General features: G+C 42.8%; 17 protein-coding genes. 13 read left to right on the top strand and 4 right to left on the bottom strand.

Annotation, left to right across the window (positions count from 1 at the left end; translation table 11 throughout):
* Positions 1 to 218 precede the first annotated feature (218 nt).
* The gene (locus MR764_RS14140) at positions 219 to 1,544 is read left to right on the top strand and encodes an MATE family efflux transporter (RefSeq protein WP_247980085.1); all 1,326 of its coding nucleotides are present in this window, start codon (positions 219 to 221) and stop codon (positions 1,542 to 1,544) included.
* On the opposite strand, the gene MR764_RS14135 is transcribed toward MR764_RS14140, so the two are convergent.
* Positions 1,536 to 2,291 (bottom strand): GDSL-type esterase/lipase family protein, encoded by a 756-nt coding sequence (locus MR764_RS14135; protein WP_282189227.1) that lies wholly within the window; start codon positions 2,289 to 2,291, stop codon positions 1,536 to 1,538. The two genes, MR764_RS14140 and MR764_RS14135, sit on opposite strands and share 9 nt — an antisense overlap.
* A gap of 208 nt (positions 2,292 to 2,499) precedes the next feature.
* Here MR764_RS14135 and MR764_RS14130 point away from each other — a divergent pair, with 208 nt between their 5' ends.
* A complete protein-coding gene (locus MR764_RS14130) occupies positions 2,500 to 3,309 on the top strand; it encodes a glycoside hydrolase family 16 protein (protein WP_247980083.1) in 810 nt (269 codons plus the stop codon).
* A gap of 131 nt (positions 3,310 to 3,440) precedes the next feature.
* On the opposite strand, the gene MR764_RS14125 is transcribed toward MR764_RS14130, so the two are convergent.
* Positions 3,441 to 4,646 (bottom strand): FprA family A-type flavoprotein, encoded by a 1,206-nt coding sequence (locus MR764_RS14125; protein ID WP_247980082.1) that lies wholly within the window; start codon positions 4,644 to 4,646, stop codon positions 3,441 to 3,443.
* A 171-nt stretch (positions 4,647 to 4,817) separates the two neighbouring features.
* On the opposite strand from MR764_RS14125, the gene mltG reads away from it, so the two are divergent.
* The 5 genes from mltG (at position 4,818) to MR764_RS14100 (ending at position 12,882) form a co-directional block, all read left to right on the top strand.
* A complete protein-coding gene (mltG, locus tag MR764_RS14120) occupies positions 4,818 to 5,879 on the top strand; it encodes an endolytic transglycosylase MltG (protein ID WP_247980081.1) in 1,062 nt (353 codons plus the stop codon).
* Positions 5,880 to 6,080: 201 nt separating this feature from the next.
* Positions 6,081 to 9,839, top strand: coding sequence for a response regulator (locus MR764_RS14115; RefSeq protein WP_247980080.1), 3,759 nt, complete (start codon positions 6,081 to 6,083; stop codon positions 9,837 to 9,839).
* A 19-nt stretch (positions 9,840 to 9,858) separates the two neighbouring features.
* Positions 9,859 to 11,481 (top strand): response regulator, encoded by a 1,623-nt coding sequence (locus MR764_RS14110; protein WP_247980079.1) that lies wholly within the window; start codon positions 9,859 to 9,861, stop codon positions 11,479 to 11,481.
* Complete coding sequence (locus tag MR764_RS14105) at positions 11,474 to 12,316, top strand: protein-glutamate O-methyltransferase CheR (protein ID WP_247980078.1); 843 nt, start codon at positions 11,474 to 11,476, stop codon at positions 12,314 to 12,316. Before MR764_RS14110 ends, MR764_RS14105 begins: the two co-directional genes overlap by 8 nt.
* Complete coding sequence (locus tag MR764_RS14100) at positions 12,316 to 12,882, top strand: chemotaxis protein CheB (RefSeq protein WP_247980077.1); 567 nt, start codon at positions 12,316 to 12,318, stop codon at positions 12,880 to 12,882. Before MR764_RS14105 ends, MR764_RS14100 begins: the two co-directional genes overlap by 1 nt.
* A 13-nt stretch (positions 12,883 to 12,895) precedes the next feature.
* Here MR764_RS14100 and murB read toward each other — a convergent pair whose 3' ends face one another.
* Complete coding sequence (murB, locus tag MR764_RS14095; protein ID WP_247980076.1) at positions 12,896 to 13,912, bottom strand: UDP-N-acetylmuramate dehydrogenase; 1,017 nt, start codon at positions 13,910 to 13,912, stop codon at positions 12,896 to 12,898.
* A gap of 258 nt (positions 13,913 to 14,170) precedes the next feature.
* Between murB and MR764_RS14090 the strand changes: the two genes are divergently transcribed.
* From MR764_RS14090 to MR764_RS14080, 3 genes are all read left to right on the top strand, one after another.
* Entirely contained in the window at positions 14,171 to 15,520 is a 1,350-nt protein-coding gene (locus MR764_RS14090; protein ID WP_247980075.1) for an MATE family efflux transporter, read from the top strand.
* 22 nt (positions 15,521 to 15,542) lie between these two features.
* The gene (locus MR764_RS14085) at positions 15,543 to 16,163 is read left to right on the top strand and encodes a cytidylate kinase-like family protein (RefSeq protein ID WP_247980074.1); all 621 of its coding nucleotides are present in this window, start codon (positions 15,543 to 15,545) and stop codon (positions 16,161 to 16,163) included.
* An 81-nt stretch (positions 16,164 to 16,244) separates the two neighbouring features.
* Entirely contained in the window at positions 16,245 to 17,351 is a 1,107-nt protein-coding gene (locus tag MR764_RS14080; RefSeq protein ID WP_247980073.1) for a glycosyltransferase, read from the top strand.
* A gap of 1 nt (position 17,352) precedes the next feature.
* On the opposite strand, the gene MR764_RS14075 is transcribed toward MR764_RS14080, so the two are convergent.
* Positions 17,353 to 18,075, bottom strand: coding sequence for an ATP-binding cassette domain-containing protein (locus MR764_RS14075; protein ID WP_247980072.1), 723 nt, complete (start codon positions 18,073 to 18,075; stop codon positions 17,353 to 17,355).
* A gap of 216 nt (positions 18,076 to 18,291) precedes the next feature.
* Between MR764_RS14075 and MR764_RS14070 the strand changes: the two genes are divergently transcribed.
* The 3 genes from MR764_RS14070 to gyrB all read left to right on the top strand — a co-directional run bounded on the left by MR764_RS14070 (position 18,292) and on the right by gyrB (position 25,624).
* A complete protein-coding gene (locus MR764_RS14070) occupies positions 18,292 to 21,363 on the top strand; it encodes a tetratricopeptide repeat protein (RefSeq protein WP_247980071.1) in 3,072 nt (1,023 codons plus the stop codon).
* Positions 21,364 to 21,374: 11 nt separating this feature from the next.
* Complete coding sequence (locus MR764_RS14065) at positions 21,375 to 23,165, top strand: hypothetical protein (RefSeq protein WP_247980070.1); 1,791 nt, start codon at positions 21,375 to 21,377, stop codon at positions 23,163 to 23,165.
* Between the two features lie 482 nt (positions 23,166 to 23,647).
* The gene (gene gyrB, locus MR764_RS14060; RefSeq protein ID WP_247980069.1) at positions 23,648 to 25,624 is read left to right on the top strand and encodes a DNA topoisomerase (ATP-hydrolyzing) subunit B; all 1,977 of its coding nucleotides are present in this window, start codon (positions 23,648 to 23,650) and stop codon (positions 25,622 to 25,624) included.
* The last annotated feature ends 15 nt before the right edge of the window (positions 25,625 to 25,639 follow it).

Here is a 25,639-nt window from a genome sequence, read left to right as displayed (position 1 = left end):
TACAAAAGTAAAGGCTATTTAGAATTATTCCAAACACAACACCAAATAAAACACATCGAAATCTTTTATTGTTCATAGACTCAACAAATAAATTTCTCAAACCTCCTGATTTTTAACGTTATGTTAGTTATAGCCATGCGTAAATTCCATCTTGTTTGTTAAGTTAAATCGTAACAAACACCTCCCAGAACAAGAATTACAAACGAAAACCTCTACTTTTGCAGCTTATTACAGAACACCGGATGAACCAGAAAATTCTCAGGCTTGCCATTCCCAATATCGTCAGTAACATTACTGTTCCTTTACTGGGGCTGGTCGATCTGGCATTGATGGGCCATCTCGATTCGGAAATATATATTGGCGCCATTGCCCTTGGCGGTGTGATTTTCAACTTTATTTACTGGGGATTTAGTTTTTTACGCATGAGCACCACCGGATTTACCGCCCAGGCTTATGGCGAAAAAAATACAACGGAAACCATAACCATCCTCGCCCGTGCGCTTTTGCTGGTTGCATTCGTCAGTGTTTTCATTCTAACGCTTCAATCCCCTATTGCCTGGGCCAGTTTTAAAATTATAGGCGGAAGTCCTGAGGTTGAAAGCCTGGCAAAATCGTATTTCGGAATTCGCGTTTGGGGAGCCCCCGCAGCTTTGAGCTTGTTTGTTTTTAACGGTTGGTTTCTGGGGATGCAAAATGCACGCATCCCCATGATCGTAGCGATTTCGGTGAATGTCGTAAATATTTTGCTCAGCGCCTTTTTTGTGTTTGTGCTGCACATGAATTCCAACGGGGTAGCACTGGGAACCGCCATTTCGCAGTACACAGGACTGCTGATTGCCGCGATCTTCTTTTTCAAAAACTATCGCCACCTTATGGTTTTGGTTTCAAGAAAAGGAATAATGAACCTAAAAGTGCTGGGTAACTTTTTCAGGGTGAATACCGACATTTTCATCCGTACTTTCTGCATAATTGCAGTATTCACTTTTTTCACCTCGAAATCGGCAAGCATAGACAACACCATTCTGGCGGTAAATTCGCTGTTGATTCAGCTGTTGCTGTTCTTTTCCTTTTTTATTGATGGATTTGCCTTTGCCGGTGAAGCACTTACCGGGAAATACATTGGGGCAAAGAAATTACCGGAACTTAAAAAAGTGGTTCGGCTTCTTTTTTATTGGGGAGCCATACTTGCCGTAGGATTTACGCTGTTGTACCTGCCCGGGGTACGTCTGATTTTGCGAATTTTAACCTCACAGACAGAAGTTATTGAAAGCGCCCGACCTTTTCTCCCCTGGATAGTGTTAGTTCCGATCGCCAGCTTTGCTTCTTTTATCTGGGACGGAATTTATATTGGAGCAACAGCATCCCGTGCCATGCGTAATACTTTGCTTCTTTCAACCTTTGCGGTATTTGCGCCGGTGTATTACTTTTTGGCTCCTTTATGGGGAAACCACGCATTATGGCTCGGAATGCTGCTGTTTATGCTTTTCCGTGGTTTAATTCAAACCATTTTATACAAAAAAGCGATCTTGAATCGACTACTTTAAACCGACAGCTTTCAACCAGGCTTCAGCCATTAGCTGTGCACCTGCCATCGAAGGATGCACTCCATCGCCGGTCCAGTAGGTTCCGGGAGCATGTTTAATGGCTTCATCAAAAACTTTCTGAAAAGGAACCCAAAGGGTATCAAAGGCGTCAGAAACACGTTTTGCCGCAGCCTGGTATTGTTTCATCGGTTCTATCCACGTTTCATCAACGGCAGATGTTTCCAGCACATAAAAGGGCTCGCACAACACCAGTTTCACACCCGGCAATGCCGCTTTTGTCCGCTCCAGCAATTTTCGATAGTCATTTTCGTACACTTCTATCGTTCCGTCATAATTACCATTGCGTGTATGCCAGTAGTCATTCACACCGATCAATATGCTTAATACATCAGGTTTTAAATTGAGGCAATCTTTATCCCAACGGTCAGCCAGCTGATAAACTTTGTTACCGCTAATTCCCCGGTTATAAATGGTCAGATTGTTTTCGGGCAAAGCGTTTAATAAAAACGAAGCGGCCAAAAAGGCGTAACCACTTCCGAAAGAACCGCTGTTATTGGGTAACTCTTTTGTTTTTTCGCGACCTGCATCGGTGATCGAATCTCCCTGAAATAAAACAACATCATCTTTACTAACCAGGTTGGATTTCTTCTCTCCGGGGATTGCTGCAGATACAATACCGGGAATACTAGCTAAGGCAGCTGCTCCTGCTGTCGATTTCATCAGAAAATTTCTTCGTGACAGATTCATATTGGTTAAAGTTTATAATTTTTCGATCGATAAAAGTAGAAAATTCCGGGCATTAATCAGACTGAACATAAAATGATCTTCCAAACACAACCAAATTAGAATTTATAACCTGAATTTGTTTTTGAGACACCTTATAATCTTTTAATTTAGAACGAAAGTTTGAGGCAGTTATCCACGAGCAATCAACCTAATAAATAAGATTATGATAATGAAAGAAGTAGCCCGCTTACTAACAGTTCTTGCACTGTCGTCAGTTGCACTGTCTGCCTGCCAGGTTTCCGTAAAAAAAGCAGAAGAAAAAGCAGCTCCGTCCAACTCCGCGCTTTCGCAGCAAGTTTTTAATCCTGAAAAAGAAGGATATACTTTATTTTGGGAAGATCAGTTTAATGGTTCGGAACTGGACGAAACAAAATGGAAAATAAGAGGAAGCGGGCCACGTCGTATTGGCTACAACGATCCATCGATGGTAAAAGTAAAAGACGGGTATCTGCACCTGATGTACGACATCAGAAAAGACAGTATTATGGGTAGCGCAGTAGGTACTTATGAGACATTTAATACCACTTACGGTTATTTCGAGTGCCGGGCCCGTTTGCAAAAAGGCATCGGCCCGTGGGCGGCTTTTTGGATGCAGTCGCCGCTGATATCGCAGGGAGAAGATCCCGCAACTTTTGGTGCCGAAATCGATATTTTTGAATATTTCAAAGAATTGGGAGACGACCATCTCACCCATTGTATACACTGGGCTTACGGCCCCAATCAGAAAAGTTCGGGAGCGAGGAACAGCACCTTATCGGGGCTGTCGGAAGGCTTTCATACTTTTGCCCTTGAGTGGACTCCAGAAAAATATGCGTTTTACATCGACGGGCTGAAATTTCACGAACTGAGTGAAGGTCTGTCGCACATCGACCAATACATGATTCTGAGCATGGAAATCCCGTCAACTCTTGAGGGAATAAAAAATGCCTGCGCCCCGGATACTTTCCTGGTTGATTATGTAAAAGTCTACAAAAAGTGAGGCTACGAAAAAACAGACCAGCTAAATAAAGACACTCGATTATAGAAAATTGAATCATTGTTACTCAAAAAAAAAGCTGCCCAAACGGACAGCTCTTTCAATATCGTTTCAGCCATTAACCGAATGACTTTCTATTTTTCCTCCTGCGTTGGTTCCAGCAACTTATCCGCCATGGCATTGGCAAGTTTGATCAGTTCTTCGCTGGTATTAGGCTTCATGTTCCCTTTTTCTTCAATCGGATCGTACACCAAATCCCACTTAATGTTCTCGGCAAAAGTTTTCAGGTTTTTCACACCACCGCCGTTCCACGAATAGTTTCCAAAAATTCCGAGGTAATGATTTTTCGGAGCCATGTGTTCAACCGTTGTCAACAGCGTTTCCACGTTCGGGAACATCGCGTTGTTGTATGCAGCGCTACCAACAATAAAACCTTTGTATTTAAATATGTCGTTGATAATGTATGACGAGTGTGTTTTTGAAGCATCGTAAACACGGATGTTTTTGATACCGCGGACAGCCAACTGACGGGCGATGGTTTCAGCCATTTTCTTTGTATTTCCGTACATAGAACCGTAAACGATCACTACCCCGCAGTCGAGGTCATAAGAACTCCACTTGTTGTAACGGGTCAAAATCCAGTTCAGGTCGCTGCGCCAGATCGGACCGTGGGTGGCAGCAATCATTTTAATATCGAGCGGCGCCAGTTTTTTAATCGCACGTTGCGTGTGAGCACAGTATTTTCCAACAATATTGGTGAAATAGCGCATTACTTCCACTTCGTAAAACTCGAGGTTAATCTCGTCGTCGAAAATACCGCCGTCGAGAGTGCCGTAACTACCAAAGGCATCGCCCGAAAACAAAATTTTGTTGGTTTCTTCGTAAGTTACCATGGTTTCGGGCCAGTGAACCATCGGAATGGTCTGAAACTGAAGTTTGTGTTTTCCCAGATCGAGTACCGAATCATCATGAACGATCAGCGTATGATTCGGCTTCAGGTAATAACTTTCCACATAGTCAAAAGTCTTCTTGTTTCCCACCAGTGTAATTTCCGGGTAACGGTGAACAATCGCTTTCAAAGCACCCGAATGATCAGGTTCCATGTGATTGATGATCAGATAATCGACATTGCGTTCACCAATAATTTCTTCAATCGAATCGAGGTAATCATCAATAAAGGCACGTTCAACGGTATCAACCAGTGCAATTTTCTCATCAACAATCAAATAACTGTTATAAGAAACCCCGTATGGAATGGGCCAAATGTTTTCAAAAAGATGGGTTCTACGGTCGTTAAAACCCAGGTAATAAATATCCTCGGCAAGATTAACTTGTAACATAATTTTCAGTTTTTCAGAATTTTCGGCCAAAATTAATGAATTTAAGCTGATCGACGATTAAAAAATCTACCGGAACCGTTATTTAGAAAAACAGTTAAGTGTATGTTAGCATTACGATACTATTCACGTCTGAATTAAATTTTATCTTTGAACCGAAAACATTCAACATTTATGACGATCGAACAAAAGAGCAGAGCAATGGCATTCCCCAAAATCGGAAAGTATATTATTATTTTCTTTGCCGTAGCATTTGTATTTGTGGGGGCACGTGCCTACAAACTCTACCATTATACTTTTGATGCCAACGTTAAGACCGACTACGTTTTACTGATTCAGGAGAATGACGATTTTGATTCGGTTTACAACGAATTGGAAAAAGCTTCGGTTTTATACAACATCAAAGCTTTTAAGTGGGTTTCTGACAAAAAAGATTATCCTTCGAATGTAAAACCGGGGCGCTACCTGTTGAAAACAAACATGAGTACCAATGCTTTGGTCAACAAACTCAGAAGCGGCAGTCAGGATCCGGTAAACCTAACGTTTAACAACGTCCGGATTAAAGAAGACCTGGCCGGAAAAGTAAGCAAATACATTTGGGCCGATTCGTTGGCCATTCTGCAACTTTTTTCGAACGAACAGGAGATTAAGGAACGAGGATTTGACGCGGAAACGTACCGTACGATGTTTATCCCGAATACTTACCAAATATACTGGACCACCAATGCCGAGGAATTTGGCACCCGCATGTACCGCGAGTACGAGCGTTTCTGGAACCAGGACAGAAAAAGCAAGGCGGAAGCCATGGAATTATCGCCGGTGCAGGTTTCCATTCTTGCATCGATTGTTGAATCAGAAACCGCAAAATCGGACGAACTGCAACGCGTGGCAGGATTGTACGTTAACCGCCTGCATCGAAATATTCCGCTCCAGGCCGATCCTACGATAAAATATGCCGTTGGCGACTTTTCGCTTCGCCGAATCATCAACAAACACCTCGAGATTGATTCTCCGTACAATACCTATAAAAATACGGGATTACCTCCGGGACCAATCTGCTTCCCCTCGGTGAGCGCGATTGATGCCGTTTTGAATTACGAAAAACACGACTTTGTTTTTATGTGTGCCAAAGAAGATTTTTCGGGCTACCACAATTTTGCCAAAACATTGGCGCAACATAACCGAAATGCGGCCAAATACCGTGCGGCACTCGATAAAAACAGGATTTACAAATAACCCGGCAAATATTTCTGATTCACCATTGTACGGCCTGTCAAAAAACTCCTTCAAAACTGAATTTTTATTCCGGCTGGCATTAAGTATCTCTTCAAACTTGATTTGACCTGTCAACAATAAATTATTTATAACTAACGCATATTACATGCGTTCTGATATAGAATCATTAATTACTTTTGGCCGAAAATCAATTACAAGCCCATGTATAAATTTAGTGATCTTAAGATCCGACTCAAACTTCGGATTTTAAGTATTTTTCCGTTTCTAAGTTTAATCCTCCTTGGCATCACCTCAAACTATTTTTACAACACCGGCAAAACACTAAGTCTGGTTATTAATGCCGAAAGAGTTCACAATCTTACTTTTCAGAAAGGCATTGAAGACTACTATCGTTATGAAATGTTTAGGGATGAAGCATTGCGTAAACGAGCCTTGACTAAAATTGGGCAAGCCAATGCAATGTCGTACACCTTTGGCAACCTCGATCAGTTAGCAAAACTTTCGAAAAAAGAGTTTAGTGATACCCTGTACTATTACTACCAGGAAGCTTATGATTATAAGCGTTCAAATGCTGATTTGATGGCAGGCAGGCTCAAATTAATGCGATTATTCAACCCCAGGGAGTTACAACAGGCACAATTAATTGCAATGGAAGGGTACAAATTGGGGAAAAGCATTCACGATAAAATAGTCAATCATCAAAACGACAACAATGCCATTGATTCATTTTTAGAAAAGGACCTGGATCAGATGCAGATTTTTCATACTGATTTTGCCCGTTCAATTAATGATTTAATCGGTTTTGTCAACAGGTTGTTGTATCTCGGCATCATCCTGATCGTTTTAGTACTGGTATTCAGTGTTGGAATTATTTCCTTTTATATTTCCCAATCGATAAGAGTACCGATTAACGAAATGGTTAAACAATTTGCGCTTATCGCAAAAGGCAAACTTAAGACGGATCTTACCATTGATTCTAAAAACGAGATTGGGGAACTGGCCCGGTCGTTCCGCCAACTACAAAGCGGTTTTCGCGAAGTAATCGAATATACCAAGAAAGTAGCCGGCGGCGATTACAGCAATCAGATCACTCCTCTTTCTGATGAAGATGAGTTATCCATTGCACTGAATCAGATGGTAATAAAGCTAAAAGAATCTCACGAAAAGATTACGCAGGATACCTGGTACCGAACCGGCATCAACATCATTAATGAAAAACTCAACAGTAACGATACGCTCCAGGAAATAGCCCAGCAATCCATCCATTTTCTAAGCGAAACATTGCATTCTCAACTGGCTGCTTTTTATTACTTCAACAGAGACAATCAACGTCTGGAACTACTGAATTACCTGGGAATTGAAGAGAATAAAACAAACAAAACAATAAAGCTGAACGAAGGAATCGTTGGCCAGGTCGCCGATTCGAAACAAATGAAAATTCTTGCTGACATTCCTGACGATTTGTATTCCACCTTTTCGGCAACCGGCAATTACAAGCCGCGACAAACCGTGATCGTCCCGTTAATTTTTAATGATTCATTGTTTGGGGTAATTGAATTATCGTCGTTATACGAATACACCTCAATCGAGTTGGAACTGCTTCATCCGGTTTCTGAAATTATTGCCATTAAACTCAACTCGGCAGCAAGCCGGATAAAAACAAACGAACTTCTGAAGGAAACACAGAACCAGGCCAGTGAGCTACAAGTACAACAGGAAGAACTTCGGGTGGCTAACGAAGAATTAACCGAACACGCCAAAGTGCTCACCGAAAATGAGAAGAAATTACAGGTGCAGCAAGAAGAATTACGTGTGGCCAACGAGGAACTGGAAGAACGAACCCGTCAACTGGAAGTGCAAAAGGAAGACATTAGCGTAAAAAACCGTGAACTTATTGAAACGCACGAGCTACTTGAAAATAAAGCCAAAGAACTACAGCAGGCCAGCCAGTACAAGTCTGAATTTCTGGCGAATATGTCGCATGAGCTGCGAACACCGCTTAATAGTTTATTGATTTTATCAAATTTATTGAGCAGCAATAAAAAGGGAAATTTGACCGAGGATCAGGTTCGATCGGCAAAAATCATTTACAAGAGCGGCTCCGATTTGCTTCATTTAATCAATGAAATTCTGGATCTGTCAAAGATTGAATCAGGGAAAATGAACATTGAACTCATGCAAGTTCTGACGACTGATTTGAAAGATGAAATATCGATGAGTTTTAATGCAATGGCCGAAGATAAGGGGCTTGCTTTTGACGTAAACATCGATGCTGCTTTCCCACACCAACTGCTTACCGACCGTTATCGGTTAATGCAGATCATCAAAAACCTGGTATCGAATGCCCTAAAGTTCACCAATACTGGAAAGGTAGAAGTTGCTTTCATCCCAACACCTGATCAAACAAAATTCAGGTCTGCGGAACTGACGCGTGCAAATTCATGCTGTATCAGAATATCGGATACCGGCGTTGGTATACCGGAAGAAAAGCTGGAGCTCATTTTTGAAGCCTTCCAGCAGGCAGATGGAAGCATCTCGCGAAAATTCGGAGGAACCGGTCTCGGTCTTTCCATTTCACGTGAATTGATAAAAATGCTGGGGGGCGAGATTCAATTGGAAAGCCGCGTTAACCGGGGTTCTACGTTCTACATTTTTATGCCCGTTGATAAATCCCAACCAACATTAACCGCAGAAGCAGCCCCAAAAGAACCTAAGACTGAAATAAAAATTCATAAAAAACAAACTGTTTCAGACGCCGGAGAACCAACTTTAGTTCCTTTCCTGGACGACGACCGAAACGAAACCGGAGACGGACAAACTGTTTTGGTTATTCATCCATCAAAAGAACAGGCACAAAAATTAATGCAGCAGGCCCGCGAGAAGAGATACAAGGTTATTGTTGCTTCAACCATCCGCGACGGACTGATCCTGGCCGAAAAATACAGGCCCAAAGCCATTATGCTTGCTGTTGAACTGGCTACCGGTAACCGTCAGGATTATCTGAAATTAAAGAACCACAAATTACTGGGCAAATTACCGGTTCATGTCATAAGTCCTATCGAGCATGATTTGGAAAAAGAACAGTCTGAATTAAAAACGCTCGAAACGATAGAATTTGCTGATGCACTAAAATCGCTCGAAAAACATTTTGACAGTTCATTAAAGAAGATGTTAATCATCGAAGATAACCTTCAAACCCGGGAACTGATCAAAACCTTATTGTTTGATTTCGACTTAACCATTGTTGAAGCCGGGTTGGCTGAACAAGCCTTTCAATTGTTGAGTAACGACGCTTTCGATTGCATTATCCTCGACCTCGGATTGCCCGACTATTCAGGAAAAGACCTGTTGGAGAAGCTGAAATCAAACCACATTCCCATCCCAAAAGTGATTGTATACACGGGCAAGGAAATGAGCAAACAGGAAATTAAAGAACTTGAAAGCTACACCAATACCATTATTCTGAAAGGGATAAAATCGGACGAACGCCTGATGGACGAAGTGACCTTGTTTTTACACCAGGTATCCAAAAATATCCCCGAAATAAAATCGAAAACCACGCTGGCCAGTGATGACTTAATTTTCAAAGGCAAAAAAGTACTGGTGGTAGACGACGATATCCGAAATGTTTTTGCCTTAGGACAAATGCTGGAAGAACGCGAAATTATCGTTTCGGAAGCCGACAACGGACAGTCGGCACTCGATATATTAAAACACAACCACGATTTTGATCTTATATTAATGGATGTTATGATGCCGGTAATGGATGGGTATGAAGCCATGCAAATTATTCGCCAAACCAAGGAGATTAAAAACATCCCAATCATTTGTTTAACCGCCAAAGCGATGAAAGAAGACCATGAAAATGCTCTGAAAAACGGGGCAAACGACTATCTGGCCAAACCTTTAGACGAAGAAAAATTGTTTTCGATGCTGAAGATCTGGCTGTATAAAAATTAGTATTGAAAATCAAAAACAAATGACTGAAAGCAACAAACCCCAAATACTGATTGTTGATGACCTCCTTGAAAACCTGATAAGTCTTGAGTCTATTCTTGACGATTTTGATATCGATATTGTACGGGCCACTTCGGGTATGGAAGCGTTAAAGCTTACCATGAAAAATGAATTTGCGCTGGTTATACTCGACGTGCAGATGCCCGAAATGAACGGATACGAAACCCTGGAATTGATGCGGCAACGCAAAAAGACCAGGTATGTACCTGTTATTTTTGTCTCGGCCATTCATCAAAGCGATTTACACATCATCAAAGGAATTGAAACGGGCGCGGTAGATTTTATCCCCAAACCTGTTATTCCCGACGTCTTGCGGGGAAAAGTAAAAATCTTCCTGGATTTGTACAATCAGCGCGTCAGGCTCGACCATTTGCTTCGGGAAATGGAAGTCGCCAATATGAACCTGAAAATTGCAAAAGAAAAAGCCGAAGAAGCCACACGGGTAAAGTCAATGTTCCTGGCCAATATGTCACACGAGATCCGCACTCCCTTAAATGGAGTAATTGGAATATCGCGGCTTTTGCAAAAATCGGGCTTGAACGAGGAACAACAGGACCTAACAAATATTATCGCCAAATCAGGCGAAAATTTAATGTTGATCATCAACGATATTCTCGATTTCTCCAAGATTGAATCCGGACAGATTCAGTTCGAGAATATTAGTTTCCAATTAAAAGAAATGGTGAACAACGTATACCTGTTGTTGCGGTTTAAAGCCGAAGAAAAAGGCATCGACTTCAGTTATACTATTGACCAAAATGTTCCCTCGGTGCTTTGTGGCGACCCTCTACGCATCAACCAGATACTGATGAACCTGGTGAACAACGCGATCAAGTTCACGCCTCATGGCAAAGTCGAAATTCGCATCGAATTGGTCGACGAATTCGAACAGTCGGCACGCATCCTGTTTAGGGTGATTGATACCGGGATTGGCATTTCAGAAGAAGGCAAGCAAGTTCTTTTCAAAGAATTCAGGCAAACCGAATCATCCATGTCAAGAAAATACGGGGGAACCGGCTTGGGTCTGGCCATCTCAAAAAACCTTGTGAACCTGATGAACGGCGAGATAAATGTAATCAGCGACGAAGGAAAGGGTTCTGAATTTTATTTTAGACTCCCGCTCAAAAAATCGACGGTTGAAGAAAGAGAAAAAGAATTAAAGTATCAGCTTCCCGAGGATATCCGGATTTTGATAGCAGAAGATAACCTGATCAATCAAAAGGTATTTAAACTATCTTTGAAACAATTGGGATACAACAGCGATATCGCTCAAAACGGCCGGGAAGCCTACGACATGCACATCGCCGATCCATACGACATTATTTTCATGGACATGCAAATGCCTGAACTCGACGGATTGGAAGCAACCTCCATGATTCGCGAATATGAAAAGGAAAATGTTAATTTTCCGCATACTTATATTGCGGCTGTCACTGCCAATTCGCTGACTGAGGATAAAAATAATTGTATTGATGCGGGAATGAATAACTTTTTAAGCAAACCATTCTCTGAAAAAGACCTGATAAATATATTGCAGGAAGGATTCAAGGTAAAGGCAAACGGGTACCTGGTAAACTATGAATAGTTATTATGAATTAAATACCGAATTACTGGCCATTGAGCTAAAGTTGCTTTTTGAAGGCATCTACCTGAGATACGGTTATGATTTCAGAAACTACAGCAAAGCTCATGTCCGACGAAGGGTACTCGCCTTTCTTGGATTGAAGGATATGGAAACAGTAACTGATTTACAAAACAAGGTACTGAGAGAGCCCGACCTTTTCCGGGAATTATTGGATGAATTGTCGATCAATGTCACTGAAATGTTCCGGGATCCTGAGTTCTACCTTTCATTTCGTGAAAATATTATTCCGAAACTAAAAACCTATACTTTCTTCAAAATATGGCATGCCGGATGTTCTACCGGCGAGGAAGTGTATTCTTTGGCAATCCTTCTTTACGAAGAGGGACTATTGGATCGCTGCCAGATCTATGCCACTGATTTTAACCGAAAGGTGCTCAAAATTGCCAAAGAAGGTGTTTATCAGCTGTCGGACATGCAACAGTATGAGAACAACTACTTAAAATCGGGAGGAAAGAGAAATCTGGCTGACTACTACAAGTCGATGTACGGTTCGGTAATGATTGATAAAATGTTTGCCAACCGCGTTGTTTTCTCCGACCACAACCTGGTAACCGACAGTGTTTTTGCTGAAGTAAACCTGATTATGTGCCGGAATGTATTGATCTATTTTGAGAAGCAATTACAGGATAAAGTACTGAACCTGTTTCACGAAAGCCTGACACCATCGGGAATATTATGCCTCGGCACCAAAGAAAGTTTGAAATTTACCTCGGTTGAAAGTAAATTTGATACCATCGACCAAAGACAAAAAATATTTAAGAAGAGAATAATCTGATGTATCGGGCTATTGTCATAGGCACTTCACATGGCGGACTGGAAGCTTTGAAAACGATTTTGCCGGAACTAAAAAAGGATTTCCCAATTCCTGTAGTTGTTGTATTGCACATTGGCGAACACAGCAACGACTTTTTTATTCGTCATTTGAATGAAGACTGTGAACTCGAAGTAAAAGAAGCAGAAGCTAACGAACCTGTACTTCCTGGTTATATTTACTTTGCCCCCCCGGGTTACCATCTCCAAATTGAGGATAACTCTTGTTTCTCTTTATCGACAGAAAAAAAGCTGAATTTTTCAAGACCATCGATTGATGTGCTTTTCGAAACTGCAGCGTGGGCCTATAAAAACCAACTTATTGGCATTATACTGACAGGTGCAAATTCGGATGGAGCTAACGGACTAAGAATCATCAAACAAATGGGAGGAAAGACGATAATTCAAAATCCATGTCATGCAATTTCGCCAACAATGCCAAGGTTTGCATTAAGAACAGCCCAACCCGATATCAGGCTCGATTTGGAAGAAATACCTGCTTATTTAAATCAACTTATCGTCACACAATAATAATCTGCAAAAACTAGACGCAATTCACTTCGCGCTCCAGTTCCACACCAAATTTTGCATAAACCGATTGTTTGATTTTTTCCGAGAAATCCCACACTTCTTTTCCAGTGGCATTTCCATGATTTACCAGCACGAGCGCCTGCTTTTCATGTACGCCAACATTACCTTCGCGCACACCTTTCCAACCGGCCTGTTCAATCAACCAGCCTGCCGCCATTTTTGCTTTTCCCTCTCCTGCCGGATACACGGGGAGCGTCTCGAATTCAGCTTTTAAACGTTCTGCCAGTGACGCCTCCACTACCGGATTTTTGAAAAAACTACCGGCGTTACCCAGCTCTTTTACATCGGGTAATTTTGATGAACGGATTTCAATTACCGCTTTGCGAATGGTGTGCAAATTAACATCGCCTTTTTCCTTTACTTTTGCTTCAAGGTCGCCGTAGCCCAGTTTAAATTCGGGAAACTTCTCGAGCCGGAAAACCACCGAAGTAATGATAAAACGGTTTTTCAGGTGACTTTTGAAAACACTGTCGCGGTAGGCAAAGCGGCATTCTTCCGCTTTAAATTCAGTAATTTCTTCCTTTTCCAGGTCAAAACCTTTTACTTTTTCCACTACTGCACAAACTTCCTGTCCGTACGCGCCAATATTCTGAACCGGTGCAGCCCCCACTTTTCCGGGAATCAACGAAAGATTTTCAACACCACCCAATCCATAGGCAACAGCGTACTCCACCAGGTCATCCCACAATTCACCAGCGCCTGCCTCAATCCATTCGCACTGCCGGTCTTCGTGTACCGAAAAAATTCCGGGCACTTTCGGATGAATCAACAAACCGTCAAAATCATTCAAAAAGAGAATATTACTCCCTTCACCCAATACGATTAGTTTTTCGTCGCGCCAGCTTTTATTGTCGCGCAAAAAAACTGCAAGATCCTGAACCTCTGTAAATTCGAAAAAGTATTTGGCTTTGGCATCTATCCCAAAAGTATTGTGGTCTTTGAGCGAGTAGTTTTCAAAAAAGCGAATCATGAATCAGTATTTTGCTGCAAAAATAGACGAATTGCACAACTTTGCAGCACGATCCGTTTTTAATTCGCAAACGTACAGGTGTTCATTTCTCTGAATGTATGTAAGTGTTCTCCACAACAGATAATATTAAGAAAAGAAGCTCTACTTGATAATAAACCGGTCCTTTCCCCGGTTTCCGGCAAAACAAAAGTAATTTTGCAGGCACATTAAACCTGTTTTTCTTAACTTTTCCCAGATTTAGTTAGCCTGAATAAGAATATGGAGCAAAACAAATCGACAGCGGCACTGGGCACCGAGAATGTATGGCGCCTGCTTTTGCAGTATGCCATTCCATCGGTAATTGCCATGACCGCCACATCGCTGTACAACATCACCGACAGTGTTTTTATAGGCCAGGGAGTAGGCGCACTCGCCATTTCGGGACTGGCGATTACCTTTCCGTTAATGAACCTCGGCGCAGCATTCGGTTCGCTGGTTGGCGTTGGTGCTTCCACGCTTATGTCGCTGCGGTTGGGGCAAAAAGATTATGCTTCGGCCAACCGTATATTGGGAAACGTGTTTGTACTAAACCTAATTCTGGGCATTCTTTATTCTGTAGTTGTGCTAACCTTTCTCGATCCGATCCTGTATTTCTTTGGAGCCAGCGAAGATACCATTCCATACGCACACGATTACATGGTAATTATTTCGCTCGGCAACCTGATCACCCACATGTACCTCGGATTAAATGCGTTGCTCAGGGCTACCGGTCAACCCAAGAAGGCCATGACTACCACGATTTTGTCGGTCATCATCAATGCCATTTTAACCCCTGTTTTTATTTTCGTACTGAACTGGGGAATTCAGGGGGCCGCCATTGCAACCGTATTTGCACAAACTTCAATGTTGCTTTGGCAAATCAAAATATTCAGTAACAAAAACAACCTGGTCCACCTAAAAAAAGACACCTTTAAACTCAAGCGCCGGATTGTTCTCGATTCGCTGGCCATCGGGATCTCTCCCTTCTCGATGAACGTTGCCGGATCCGTTATCGTCATCATTATTAACCAAAGTCTTACCCGCCATGGCGGTGACCTTGCCGTTGGCGCTTTTGGAATCGTTAACCGGGTGATGTTTTTATTTGCAATGGTAGTACTGGGGCTTAACCAGGGCATGCAACCCATTGCCGGATACAATTACGGAGCGCGACAAACAGAACGGGTAACAAAAGTTTTGAACCACACCATACTTCTGGCAACCGGCGTTATGCTGCTTGGCTTTCTGGTAGGTGAATTTTTTCCGCATGCAGTGGCATCGGTATTTACACGCGAAAAAGAGTTGATTGACATTGCTGCCACCGGGTTAAGAATTGTATTTATTACTGCCCCAATTGTCGGATTCCAGATGGTAACATCCAACTTTTTCCAAAGCATCGGAAAACCGGGCAAAGCCATTTACCTCTCGCTTACCCGCCAGGTACTGTTTCTACTGCCTGCCCTGCTTATTTTCCCTTCATTTTTTGGCGTAAACGGGGTTTGGATGAGCATGCCAAGCGCCGACTTTCTTGCCAGCCTGAATGCGGGTTATCTTCTTTTGGCTGAATACCGGAAAAACAAAATCAAACCATAAATTTACAGGAGGAAAACGCGATATGTCAGCAAAATTTCACATCAACATCGGACGACAGATTGGCAGCGGCGGCCTTGAAATTGGCCAAAAACTGGCTAAACAACTGGGCATTACCTATTACGACCGGGAACTGATTCAGATTGCATCGGAAGAAAGCGGACTGGGAAAGGAGTTTTTTGAAAAGGCCGACGAAAAAGACAGCCACAGCTTATTTGGCGGAATGTTCGGCATGCGTTCGTCGCTGATGTACCAAATATATACAGGGTATTTTCTAAGCAATGAAAACCTTTTTCAGATCCAGAGTGAAATCATTCGCAAACTGGCCGAAAAGGAATCGTGCATTTTTGTGGGCAGGTGTGCCGACTATGTGTTGAAAGACTTCGGAAACAATTTAAATATATTTATAAGTGCTGACCTTGAAGACCGTATACAAAGAATGGCCCGAATTCATCAGCTTTCGCCCGAAAAATCAGCTTCGTTTATCGAAAAAATGGATAAAAAACGCGCCGGGTATTACAATTACTTCAGCAACAAAACCTGGGGAGATTCCGGCTCTTACCATCTTTGCCTGAACTCTTCTTTTCTCGGAATAGATAAAACCGTAGACATTATCCAAAACGTTGTCCGGGATAAATTTTTGTAGCTGTTTCAGACAATATCCAATTCCGCTTAAAGTAATTTGGAAGAAGTAAAGTTTCTATCTTTATCCTGAATTATTTATCAAGTGGCAAAATCAACCAAAAAGCGAATCATAGTTTCAGTAACCAACGACCTGGTTACCGATAACCGCGTGCACAAGATTTGTACAAGCCTGTACAAATTGGGCTTCGATGTTTTGCTCGTAGGCCGGAAATTACCGCACAGTGCCGATGTAATCAGAAACTACCCCACCCGAAGAATAAAACTTATTTTCAAAAAAGGCCCCGGCTTTTACGCCGAATACAACATCAGGTTGTTCCTGCTTCTGCTCTTTGCGAAGTGCGATATCCTGCTTTCCGACGATCTTGATTCGCTGCCTGCAAACTACCTCGCTTCGCGCTGTAAAGCCAAAACGTTGGTGTATGACAGTCACGAATATTTTACCCAGGTTCCGGAGCTGGTTAACCGACCACCGACACAGAAAATTTGGGAATGGGTGGAAAGAAAAATATTGCCAAAAGTAAAATATGCTTACACTGTTTGTAATTCTATTGCCAATGTTTACCGCAAAAAATACGGAGTAGATTTTAAAGTACTGCGTAACCTGCCTTTAGCACAAAAGGCGCAAGCAGTGCAAACTTCTTCCGATACCCGAATGATTTTATACCAGGGAGCGGTCAATGTTGGTCGCGGACTGGAACAGGCGATTCTTGCCATGCATTATATCGATGATGCAAAACTGGTAATTGCAGGCGATGGCGACATCAGAACACAACTGGAAGAACTGGTAGCCAAAGAAAAGCTCGAAAACAAAGTGGAATTCAAAGGAAGATTACCTTTGGAAGATCTTTCAAAACTAACAGTTCAGGCCGATCTGGGACTTTCGATAGAAGAAGACCTGGGGCTGAATTACCGCTATACACTTCCCAATAAACTTTTTGATTACATCCAGGCCCGGGTACCGGTTTTGGTAAGCGATTTACCGGAAATGGCCGCCATTGTCACACAATACAAAGTTGGAACGATCACTCCTTCACTCGAACCAAAAGTATTGGCCGAAAATATTCTGGATGCGTTGAATGATCAGGCCAAAAGAAAAGTGTGGAAAACATATCTGAAAGTAGCTGCTGCCGATCTTATCTGGGAAAATGAAGAACAGGTTCTGAAGGAACTGTTCGCTCCTTTCCTATAAACTATCCGTTCTCTTCGAGCAGGTTTTCAAAAGCGATTTCTTCCTTGATGGTATCCGAATCCGACAATTTACCCTTGGCACAAACCAGTGTTCGCGCAGGTTTCTTGGCAATCACCGCATAATCGTGTGTCGCCATCAGAATGGTTTTTCCTTCGTTGTTTAGCCGGATAAAAAGATCGAGTATTTCTTCCGATGTTTCCGGATCGAGATTACCCGTGGGTTCGTCGGCCAGAATAATTTCCGGATTGTTCAGAATTGCCCGTGCAATCACTACACGCTGTTGCTCGCCCCCACTTAGTTCGTAAGGCATTTTATCCTTTTTATGAAGCATTCCAACCACATTCAGCACCTCAATGACACGCTCCGTTATCGCTGATTTTTGTTTCCAGCCGGTTGATTGCAACACAAACGCCAGGTTCTGAAAAACGTTCCGGTCGGTAAGTAAACGGAAATCCTGAAATACAACACCCATTTTTCTTCGCAATTGCGAAACGGCACGCCGCTTAATTCCCGCCAGTTGGTAGCCCAGCACTTCACCGGTTCCCTGGAACAAGGGCAATTCCGCGTTCAGCGTTTTTATCAGGCTCGATTTGCCGGTTCCCACCTTTCCGATCACATAAATAAACTCTCCGGCTTTCACCTGAAGATCGACATCGAGAAGGATGAGATTTTCTCTTTGATAAACAGCAGCCTGCTCCAGTTGTATAACTATTTTTTTGTCCATCCGGAATGATTGTAGTACCAAATTAAACGGAAAATATTTGTCCGAAGGTATAATAAACAAAAGAAATAAACAGTTTCTTGTTAAGAATTCGAACAATTAGTAATCATCCGAAGAATTGAGATTAACTATCTTAGATTTCCAATAAAATGCATACGACTGATATCGGACAAAAAACGTCAAAAGTCGATTAATTCACTAAAAATGAGACCATAAAGCATGAAGACAATACCATTGATTTTATCCTTCGCGCTCATCCTTATTTTTCAACCACTAACCTACGCTCAGCAAACAGCTTATTACACGCAACTCGAACAAGATGTGGCGGTTGCAAAACAGCTTTACCAGCAAAATAAGTTTGTTTCGGCATTTCGTGAGTTTGAAAAAATACAGAAGAAGGTGGAGGAAAAATCGGAATTTTATTCCGAAGCCGAATTTTTCAAAGCAGCCAGTGCGCTGCATGCCGGGTACCGTTCGGGCGACAAAATGATGGACAATTTTATTGCCACCTATCCGGAAAGCCCTTATATCAACACGGCCTGGTTCGAAATAGGAAAAGTTCAGTTCGAAAAACGCCAATATGCCAAGGTAATCCGCAGTTTTCAAAATGTCGACAGAGCCGAACTTTCGGAAAACGACCGGATTGAGCTTCAGTACCAAAACGGATATTCGAACCTGGTGGAGGAAAACAACAATGCAGCCCTGGCTGAATTTGAAGCGGTCCGGAACACCAACAATCTGTACAGCAAACCTGCCGGTTATTACTGGGCACACATTCAGTATTTAAACGAAAATTACGACGCTGCCTTGCAGGGTTTCTCAGCCCTGAACAACGACCCGGCGTATTCGCAGGTGATTCCGATTTATGTAAGCCACATTTATTACAAACAGGGAAAATACAGCGAAGTGGTGAACTATACCGTTCCAATTCTCGACGAGGTAGAGACGGAACATAAAACGGAGCTGTCGAGAATCATCGGAGATTCGTATTTTCATTTGAAAGAATACAACAAAGCGATACCTTACCTGGAAACCTATTTTGAAACCTCTGCGCCTAAAACGCGGGAAGAAAACTACATCCTGGGATTTTGTTATTACCAAACCGGTAAATACGCCGACGCCGCTCCCCTGCTCGAAAAAGCAGCAACCGGCGAAGACGAACTAACGCAGAACGCCTGTTATCATTTGGCCGACTGCTACATTCGACTCGATCAGAAAGAAAAAGCAAAAACGGCTTTCAACGCGGCATCAGAGTTTGATTTCAATCCAAAAATCAAGGAAGATGCCCTGTTCAGCTATGCCAAACTGACCTACGAACTTTCGTACTCGCCGTTTAACGAAACCATCAACGCATTCGACCGCTACATCAGCGAATATCCGAACTCGGACCGGAATGCAGAAGCTTACCGGATTTTGGTAGATGTGTACATGGTGACACGGAATTACAAAGACGCCATCGAATCGATCGAAAAAATCAGGAATAAAACACCCGATGTACTAAAAGCCTATCAGCGCGTTACGTTCTACCGCGGATTGGAACTTTTCAATGCCGGCGATTTTGAACAAGCCATCGAATATTTCAACCTCTCGCTCGACAATGGAAAATACAGTCGCGACATAAATGCCCGTGCACTTTACTGGAAATCGGAAGCGCTTTACCGTTCGGGCGATTACAATGCTGCGATTCTGGCTTACAACCGTTTTGAACAAACACCGGGAGCAACTGCCACTTCCGAATCGGGCACGGCAAACTATAACCTGGGTTATGCTTACCTCAAAATGAACGACGAAGAAGCGGCATTCAGACAATTCAGCCAATTTGTTTCAAAAAGTTCAGGCAGCGATCAACCTAAAAAGGCCGATGCCTACAACCGACTGGGTGATTATTATTTCCAGAAAGCGAAATACGACCAGGCTGTGGAAAATTACCAGCAAGCCTACAACATGCGAATTTTTGATGCCGACTATGCGCTGCTGCAAATTGCCTTTTGCCAGGGGTTGCAAAGAAAACATCAGGAAAAAATTGACAACCTGAATCGTTTGCTCAGCGATTTTCCGCAATCGGAATATGCCGACGATGCGCTTTACGAATTGGGCCGCGCCAACGAGCGCCTGGGTAAAAACCCCGATGCCGTACAGCAATACCAGAAACTGGTTGCCACTTACCCTGAAAGTTCGTATTACCGGAAAGCCTTGTTGCAGCTGGGTTTGATCAACTACAACAATGGCGATTACAACAAAGCCCTGCAGCAATACAAAGACGTAGCCGAAAATTACCGCGGTACGCCGGAAGCTGAATCAGCACTTTCTGGAATCAAAAACTGCTATGTGGAGCTAAACAACGTGGACGAATATTTCGCTTACATTAACCGCCTGGGAGGCGGAGCTACCGTTAGCGCGACCGAACAGGATCAGCTGACTTATATGGCGGCTGAGCGCCTTTACATGGACGGGAAAGCAGAAGCAGGAACGCAGCTCCGTCACTACCTCGAACAATTTCCAAACGGAGCTTATCTGTTAAATGCTCATTTTTACCTGGCAGAATTGCTCTACAAAGACGGAGTTTACCAGGAAGCCAATGAACACTATACCTGGGTGGCCAATCAGCCCGACAATCTGTTTAGCGAACCAGCCCTCTCAAAAGCTTCTGAAATGCAGTTTAACGCCGAAAACTACGAAGTAGCGCTAAACATGTTCAATCGACTGGAAAAGGTTTCCAACAGCAAATGGAACATACTGAAGGCCAACGTTGGTCAAATGAGATGTTACATGCGCGCTAAGCAATTCCAGCAAGCCATCGAAGCGGCCAGGAAAGTAAAAAAACAGGATGTGACCAGCGATGCTTTAAAATATGAAGCTGATTATGCCATTGGAAAATCGAATTACGAACTGGGCAACCTCAGTTCTTCGATCGATCCGCTGAACGATGTAGCTAAAAATACTCAACTGGAACAGGGAGCTGAAGCCAAATATTTACTGGCAGAGATTCATTACAAAAACAAAAATCTCGCAAAATCGGAAGAAACCATCATCGATTTTGTTGAAAAAGGAACGCCATACACCTACTGGCTGGGAAAAGCATTCCTGTTGCTGTCCAATATTTATGAGGACAAAGGCGACCAATTCCAGGCAAAACATACACTAAAAAGTCTGGCCGAGAATTACAACGAAGACGACGACGGCATAAAAGCTGAGGCCAACCGGCGACTGACAGCCATTCAGAAAAAAGAAGCCCGTCAGCAACAAAACGCCGTTGACAGTTCGTTTCAAATGGAAATCAAACAAAAATAAAAGCGGAAGACATGTACAGAACATTCAAATATATTTTTCTTTCCATTATTGCCGGAGCAGGTCTTTCGGCGCAGGCGCAAACACAAACCGACACACTGAGACGGGAAGTGGAAGTTACCCGTGCCTTTGTCCCCACCATTTCGGATGCCAACAAACTAAACAGCATGCCTGAAATCGATGAAGAACAAACTGAAAAGCCAACTTTCAAATACTCAATTCAGAGTCAGCCGGTTTTTAGTACATTCTCGTTTTCACCATTAAAAGCAGCCACTGTTGAAACCACTCCAACGATCCAGCGCGGATACGGCTTGGTTCGCGCAGGTTTCGGGAGTTATTACAAGCCTTATGCTGAAGTTTTTTTTAATAATGTAAACTCGAAAAATACCATTTTCGGGATTCACGGAAAACACCTTTCATCCTACGGAGACATTGAGTTGCCCGGAGGCGACAAAGTGGATGCTCCGTTTATGCACAACGAAGCGGAGCTTTTTGTAAAACACACGATCCAAACCTCGGTACTATCTGTAAACGGCGCCATAAAAAACGACGGTTTTAACTATTACGGTTATCCGGGAGAAGAAGGCGTACAAGAGTTGCTTTTACGCGACGATCAACAAATCAATTATTTCGGCACAAAACAGTCATTTACCCAGGGAAGCTTTCATATTGACCTGGACGATATTGGCGCCGATATCGATGAACAGGAATTCGGCTTTTCGTTCGACTACCACTTTTTTGGCACCAAAACCGAACAAAAAGAACATTTCGCCAATTTCACCACTAATTTCCGTGCTCCGATGCAGGTGGGAATTGGCATGCTCGAGGCCGGACTTGAATACACACAGGCCAGTAATATCTTTATCCCGGCCGATACAACGCTCGACAAACATTCAACGACTATTTTATTCGCCAAGCCGGCCTGGTACATCGGAAACGAAACCGCTAACTTAAAACTGGGACTGGGCGCGTGGTATATCATGGATAATACAACCGACACCGAAGCAAAAATTGCTCCTGAAATAAGGGCCAACTGGGCACCGGTAAAAGAAATCATCAATATTTACGCCGGTATCGACGGAGAACACATCAACAATTACTATTCAAAAATTGCTTACGAAAATCCGTTTGTGAATCCCGAACACGATGTAAAAAGTTCGATGCAAAAAATCAGGTTCTACGGAGGTTTTGATGGCAAGTTCTCCAGAAAGACAGCTTTCAAATTTTCGGCTGAATATTCGATCACAGGAGATCAGCCCCTGTATTACCTGAACGAAACGTTCTATCCGAGCACCGAGATCAATCCAAATCCTCGTATCGTCGACAATACATTTGCGGTGCTGTACGACGATATCGACCGTTTAAAACTGAATGCCGAGATCTTTCATGCGTCGTCGGATAAAGTAGACCTCTCGTTGTCGGTGAATTATTATGAATACAAAACCGATAAACAAGAGGAAGCCTGGAACCTTCCGAACTGGGATGCCACTTTTTCTCTTGGGTACAAAATTTCAGATCAGTTGAGCGTTTCAACCGATGTTTACCTGATGGGCGAATGCAAGGCCTTGATTTTGCAAAGCCAGGATTTCGATCCGGCCATTCCCGGTATAACTCCCGATGCCGTTTATAAAATCAATACGCTTAAAACGGTATTCGACCTGAACCTGAAAGCGAATTACCAGCTCACCAGCAAGTTTTCGGTATTTGCCCAGCTAAATAATTTTGGATTTCAGCAGTACGAAAAATGGCTGGGATACCCGGTTCAAAGCATGAATGCATTAGCCGGTATAAGTTATGCGTTTTAAATCATCAACCAGATAGACAAGGGAGCTTCGAGCTCCCTTTTTTTTGAAAGTCAATTTTTAAAAATATCCAATTCTCAATAATGAATGAAAAATATCCAACAAAATCCTGAAAATTGAAATTTGGGAATTCTACATTAGATATTCTTCATTAAGAACAAATCCCGGATAGGAGTAAAAATCTTCACTTTCATACCTGTTGGTACTTTCTTGAGATCAGGATTATTTTATTGCCTTCAGCCCGCATTTATTTCACTCATTTTCACGTTAATAAGTTGTTAAAAAATACCCCCTTAATTCCTCTCGAAAAGAATGGTATTCCGGGTATTTTTTTTATCTTTGACGGGTGATTTCAAAATCTTTTATCACATACAACAAGAACTTGAAAATCAACTAGTTTCCTTCAGAGACTAACCATAAAGTCTGCAGGGAAACTATTTTATTTTAAAGCATCCTGAAAAGGATAAAATATTTAAACAGAAGAGATGAGCGAAATAGAAAAAAAAGAAGTCCGGAACAACGGCAACGGTAACGGAAACTATTCAGCGGATAGTATTCAGGTGCTCGAAGGTCTGGAAGCTGTACGTAAAAGACCGGCCATGTACATTGGCGACGTAAACGAAAAAGGATTGCACCATTTGGTTTACGAGGTGGTGGATAATTCAATTGATGAAGCACTTGCCGGTTACTGTAGCAACATCGATGTAATCATTCATAAAGATAATTCCATTACGGTAAAAGACGACGGAAGGGGAATCCCAACCGAGAGACACACAAAGGAAAACAAATCAGCACTGGAAGTGGTAATGACAGTTCTTCATGCCGGTGGTAAATTCGATAAAGATTCGTACAAAGTTTCCGGAGGTCTGCACGGTGTTGGGGTTTCTTGTGTAAACGCACTTTCAATACATTTGAAAGCTGAAATTCACAGAGAAGGAAAAGTTTGGGTTCAGGAATACAGCATCGGGAAACCGCTTTACGATGCAAAAATTATCGGTGATGCCGACGACACAGGAACTATCGTAACTTTCAAACCCGATGACAGCATCTTCCTGTCAACGGTTTATAAGTACGAAATTTTAGCTGCCCGTTTGCGTGAGTTGGCATTTCTGAATGCAGGAATCAGGCTGAATCTTACCGACGAACGTCAGGTTGAAGAGGACGGCTCGCTAAAAACAGAAATGTTTTATTCCGAAGAAGGATTAAAAGAATTTGTGAACTACCTGGATGGAACACGTGAAAAACTGATCGACGAAGTAGTGCACATCACTACGGAAAAAAACGGAATTCCGGTAGAAATTGCACTGCAATACAACACTTCGTTCTCCGAAAATATTCACTCGTATGTAAACAACATCAATACGATTGAAGGTGGTACTCACCTTACCGGTTTCCGCAGAGGTTTGACCCGTACCTTGAAAAACTATGCTGACCAGTCGGGTATGCTGGCCAAGCTGAAGTTTGATATCAGTGGTGATGACTTCAGGGAAGGTTTGACCGGGATTATTTCGGTAAAAGTTGCCGAACCGCAATTTGAAGGCCAGACCAAAACCAAACTGGGGAACTCGGAAGTAAGCCTTTCAGTTGACCAGGCGACCAGCGAAGCATTGCAATATTACCTGGAAGAAAATCCCAAAGCAGCCCGTCAGATTGTTAACAAGGTAATTCTGGCAGCACAGGCCCGTCACGCAGCGCGTAAAGCCCGCGAAATGGTTCAACGTAAAAATGCACTTTCGGGAGGAGGTTTACCGGGTAAACTAAGCGACTGTTCGGAGAAAGATCCGGTAAAATGCGAGATTTTCCTGGTTGAGGGAGACTCGGCAGGCGGTACAGCCAAACAAGGTCGTGACCGCCGTACGCAGGCAATTCTTCCACTTCGCGGTAAGATCCTGAACGTGGAAAAAGCGATGCAGCACAAGATCTTTGAAAGCGACGAGATCAAAAATATATTTACAGCTCTGGGGGTAACCATTGGAACTGATGAAGATTCAAAAGCATTAAACCTTGAAAAGCTGCGTTACCACAAGATTGTAATCATGACCGATGCCGACGTGGACGGAAGCCACATCGCAACGTTGATTATGACATTCTTCTTCCGGTACATGAACGATCTGATCAAACGCGGACACCTTTACATTGCTGCTCCTCCACTCTACCTTGTAAAAAAAGGTAAAAAAGAGGCATACGCCTGGAACGAACAACAACGCCTGTCTTACATCACAGAATGGGCAGATGGAAACGAAAGCAGTGTTCATGTGCAACGCTACAAAGGTTTGGGAGAGATGAACGCCGAACAGCTGTGGGTAACCACCATGAATCCGGAAAACCGGACACTTCAACAGGTTACCATCGAAAATGCTGCTGAAGCCGATCATATCTTCTCGATGCTTATGGGAGATGATGTTCCCCCACGCCGGAAATTCATCGAAGACCATGCTACCTACGCCAATATTGATGCGTAATAAAGTACTGAGATT

The sequence above is a fragment of the Maribellus sp. YY47 genome, assembly GCF_023111095.1.
Lineage (GTDB): Bacteria > Bacteroidota > Bacteroidia > Bacteroidales > Prolixibacteraceae > Draconibacterium.
This window is presented reverse-complemented; position numbering and strand designations above follow the sequence as displayed.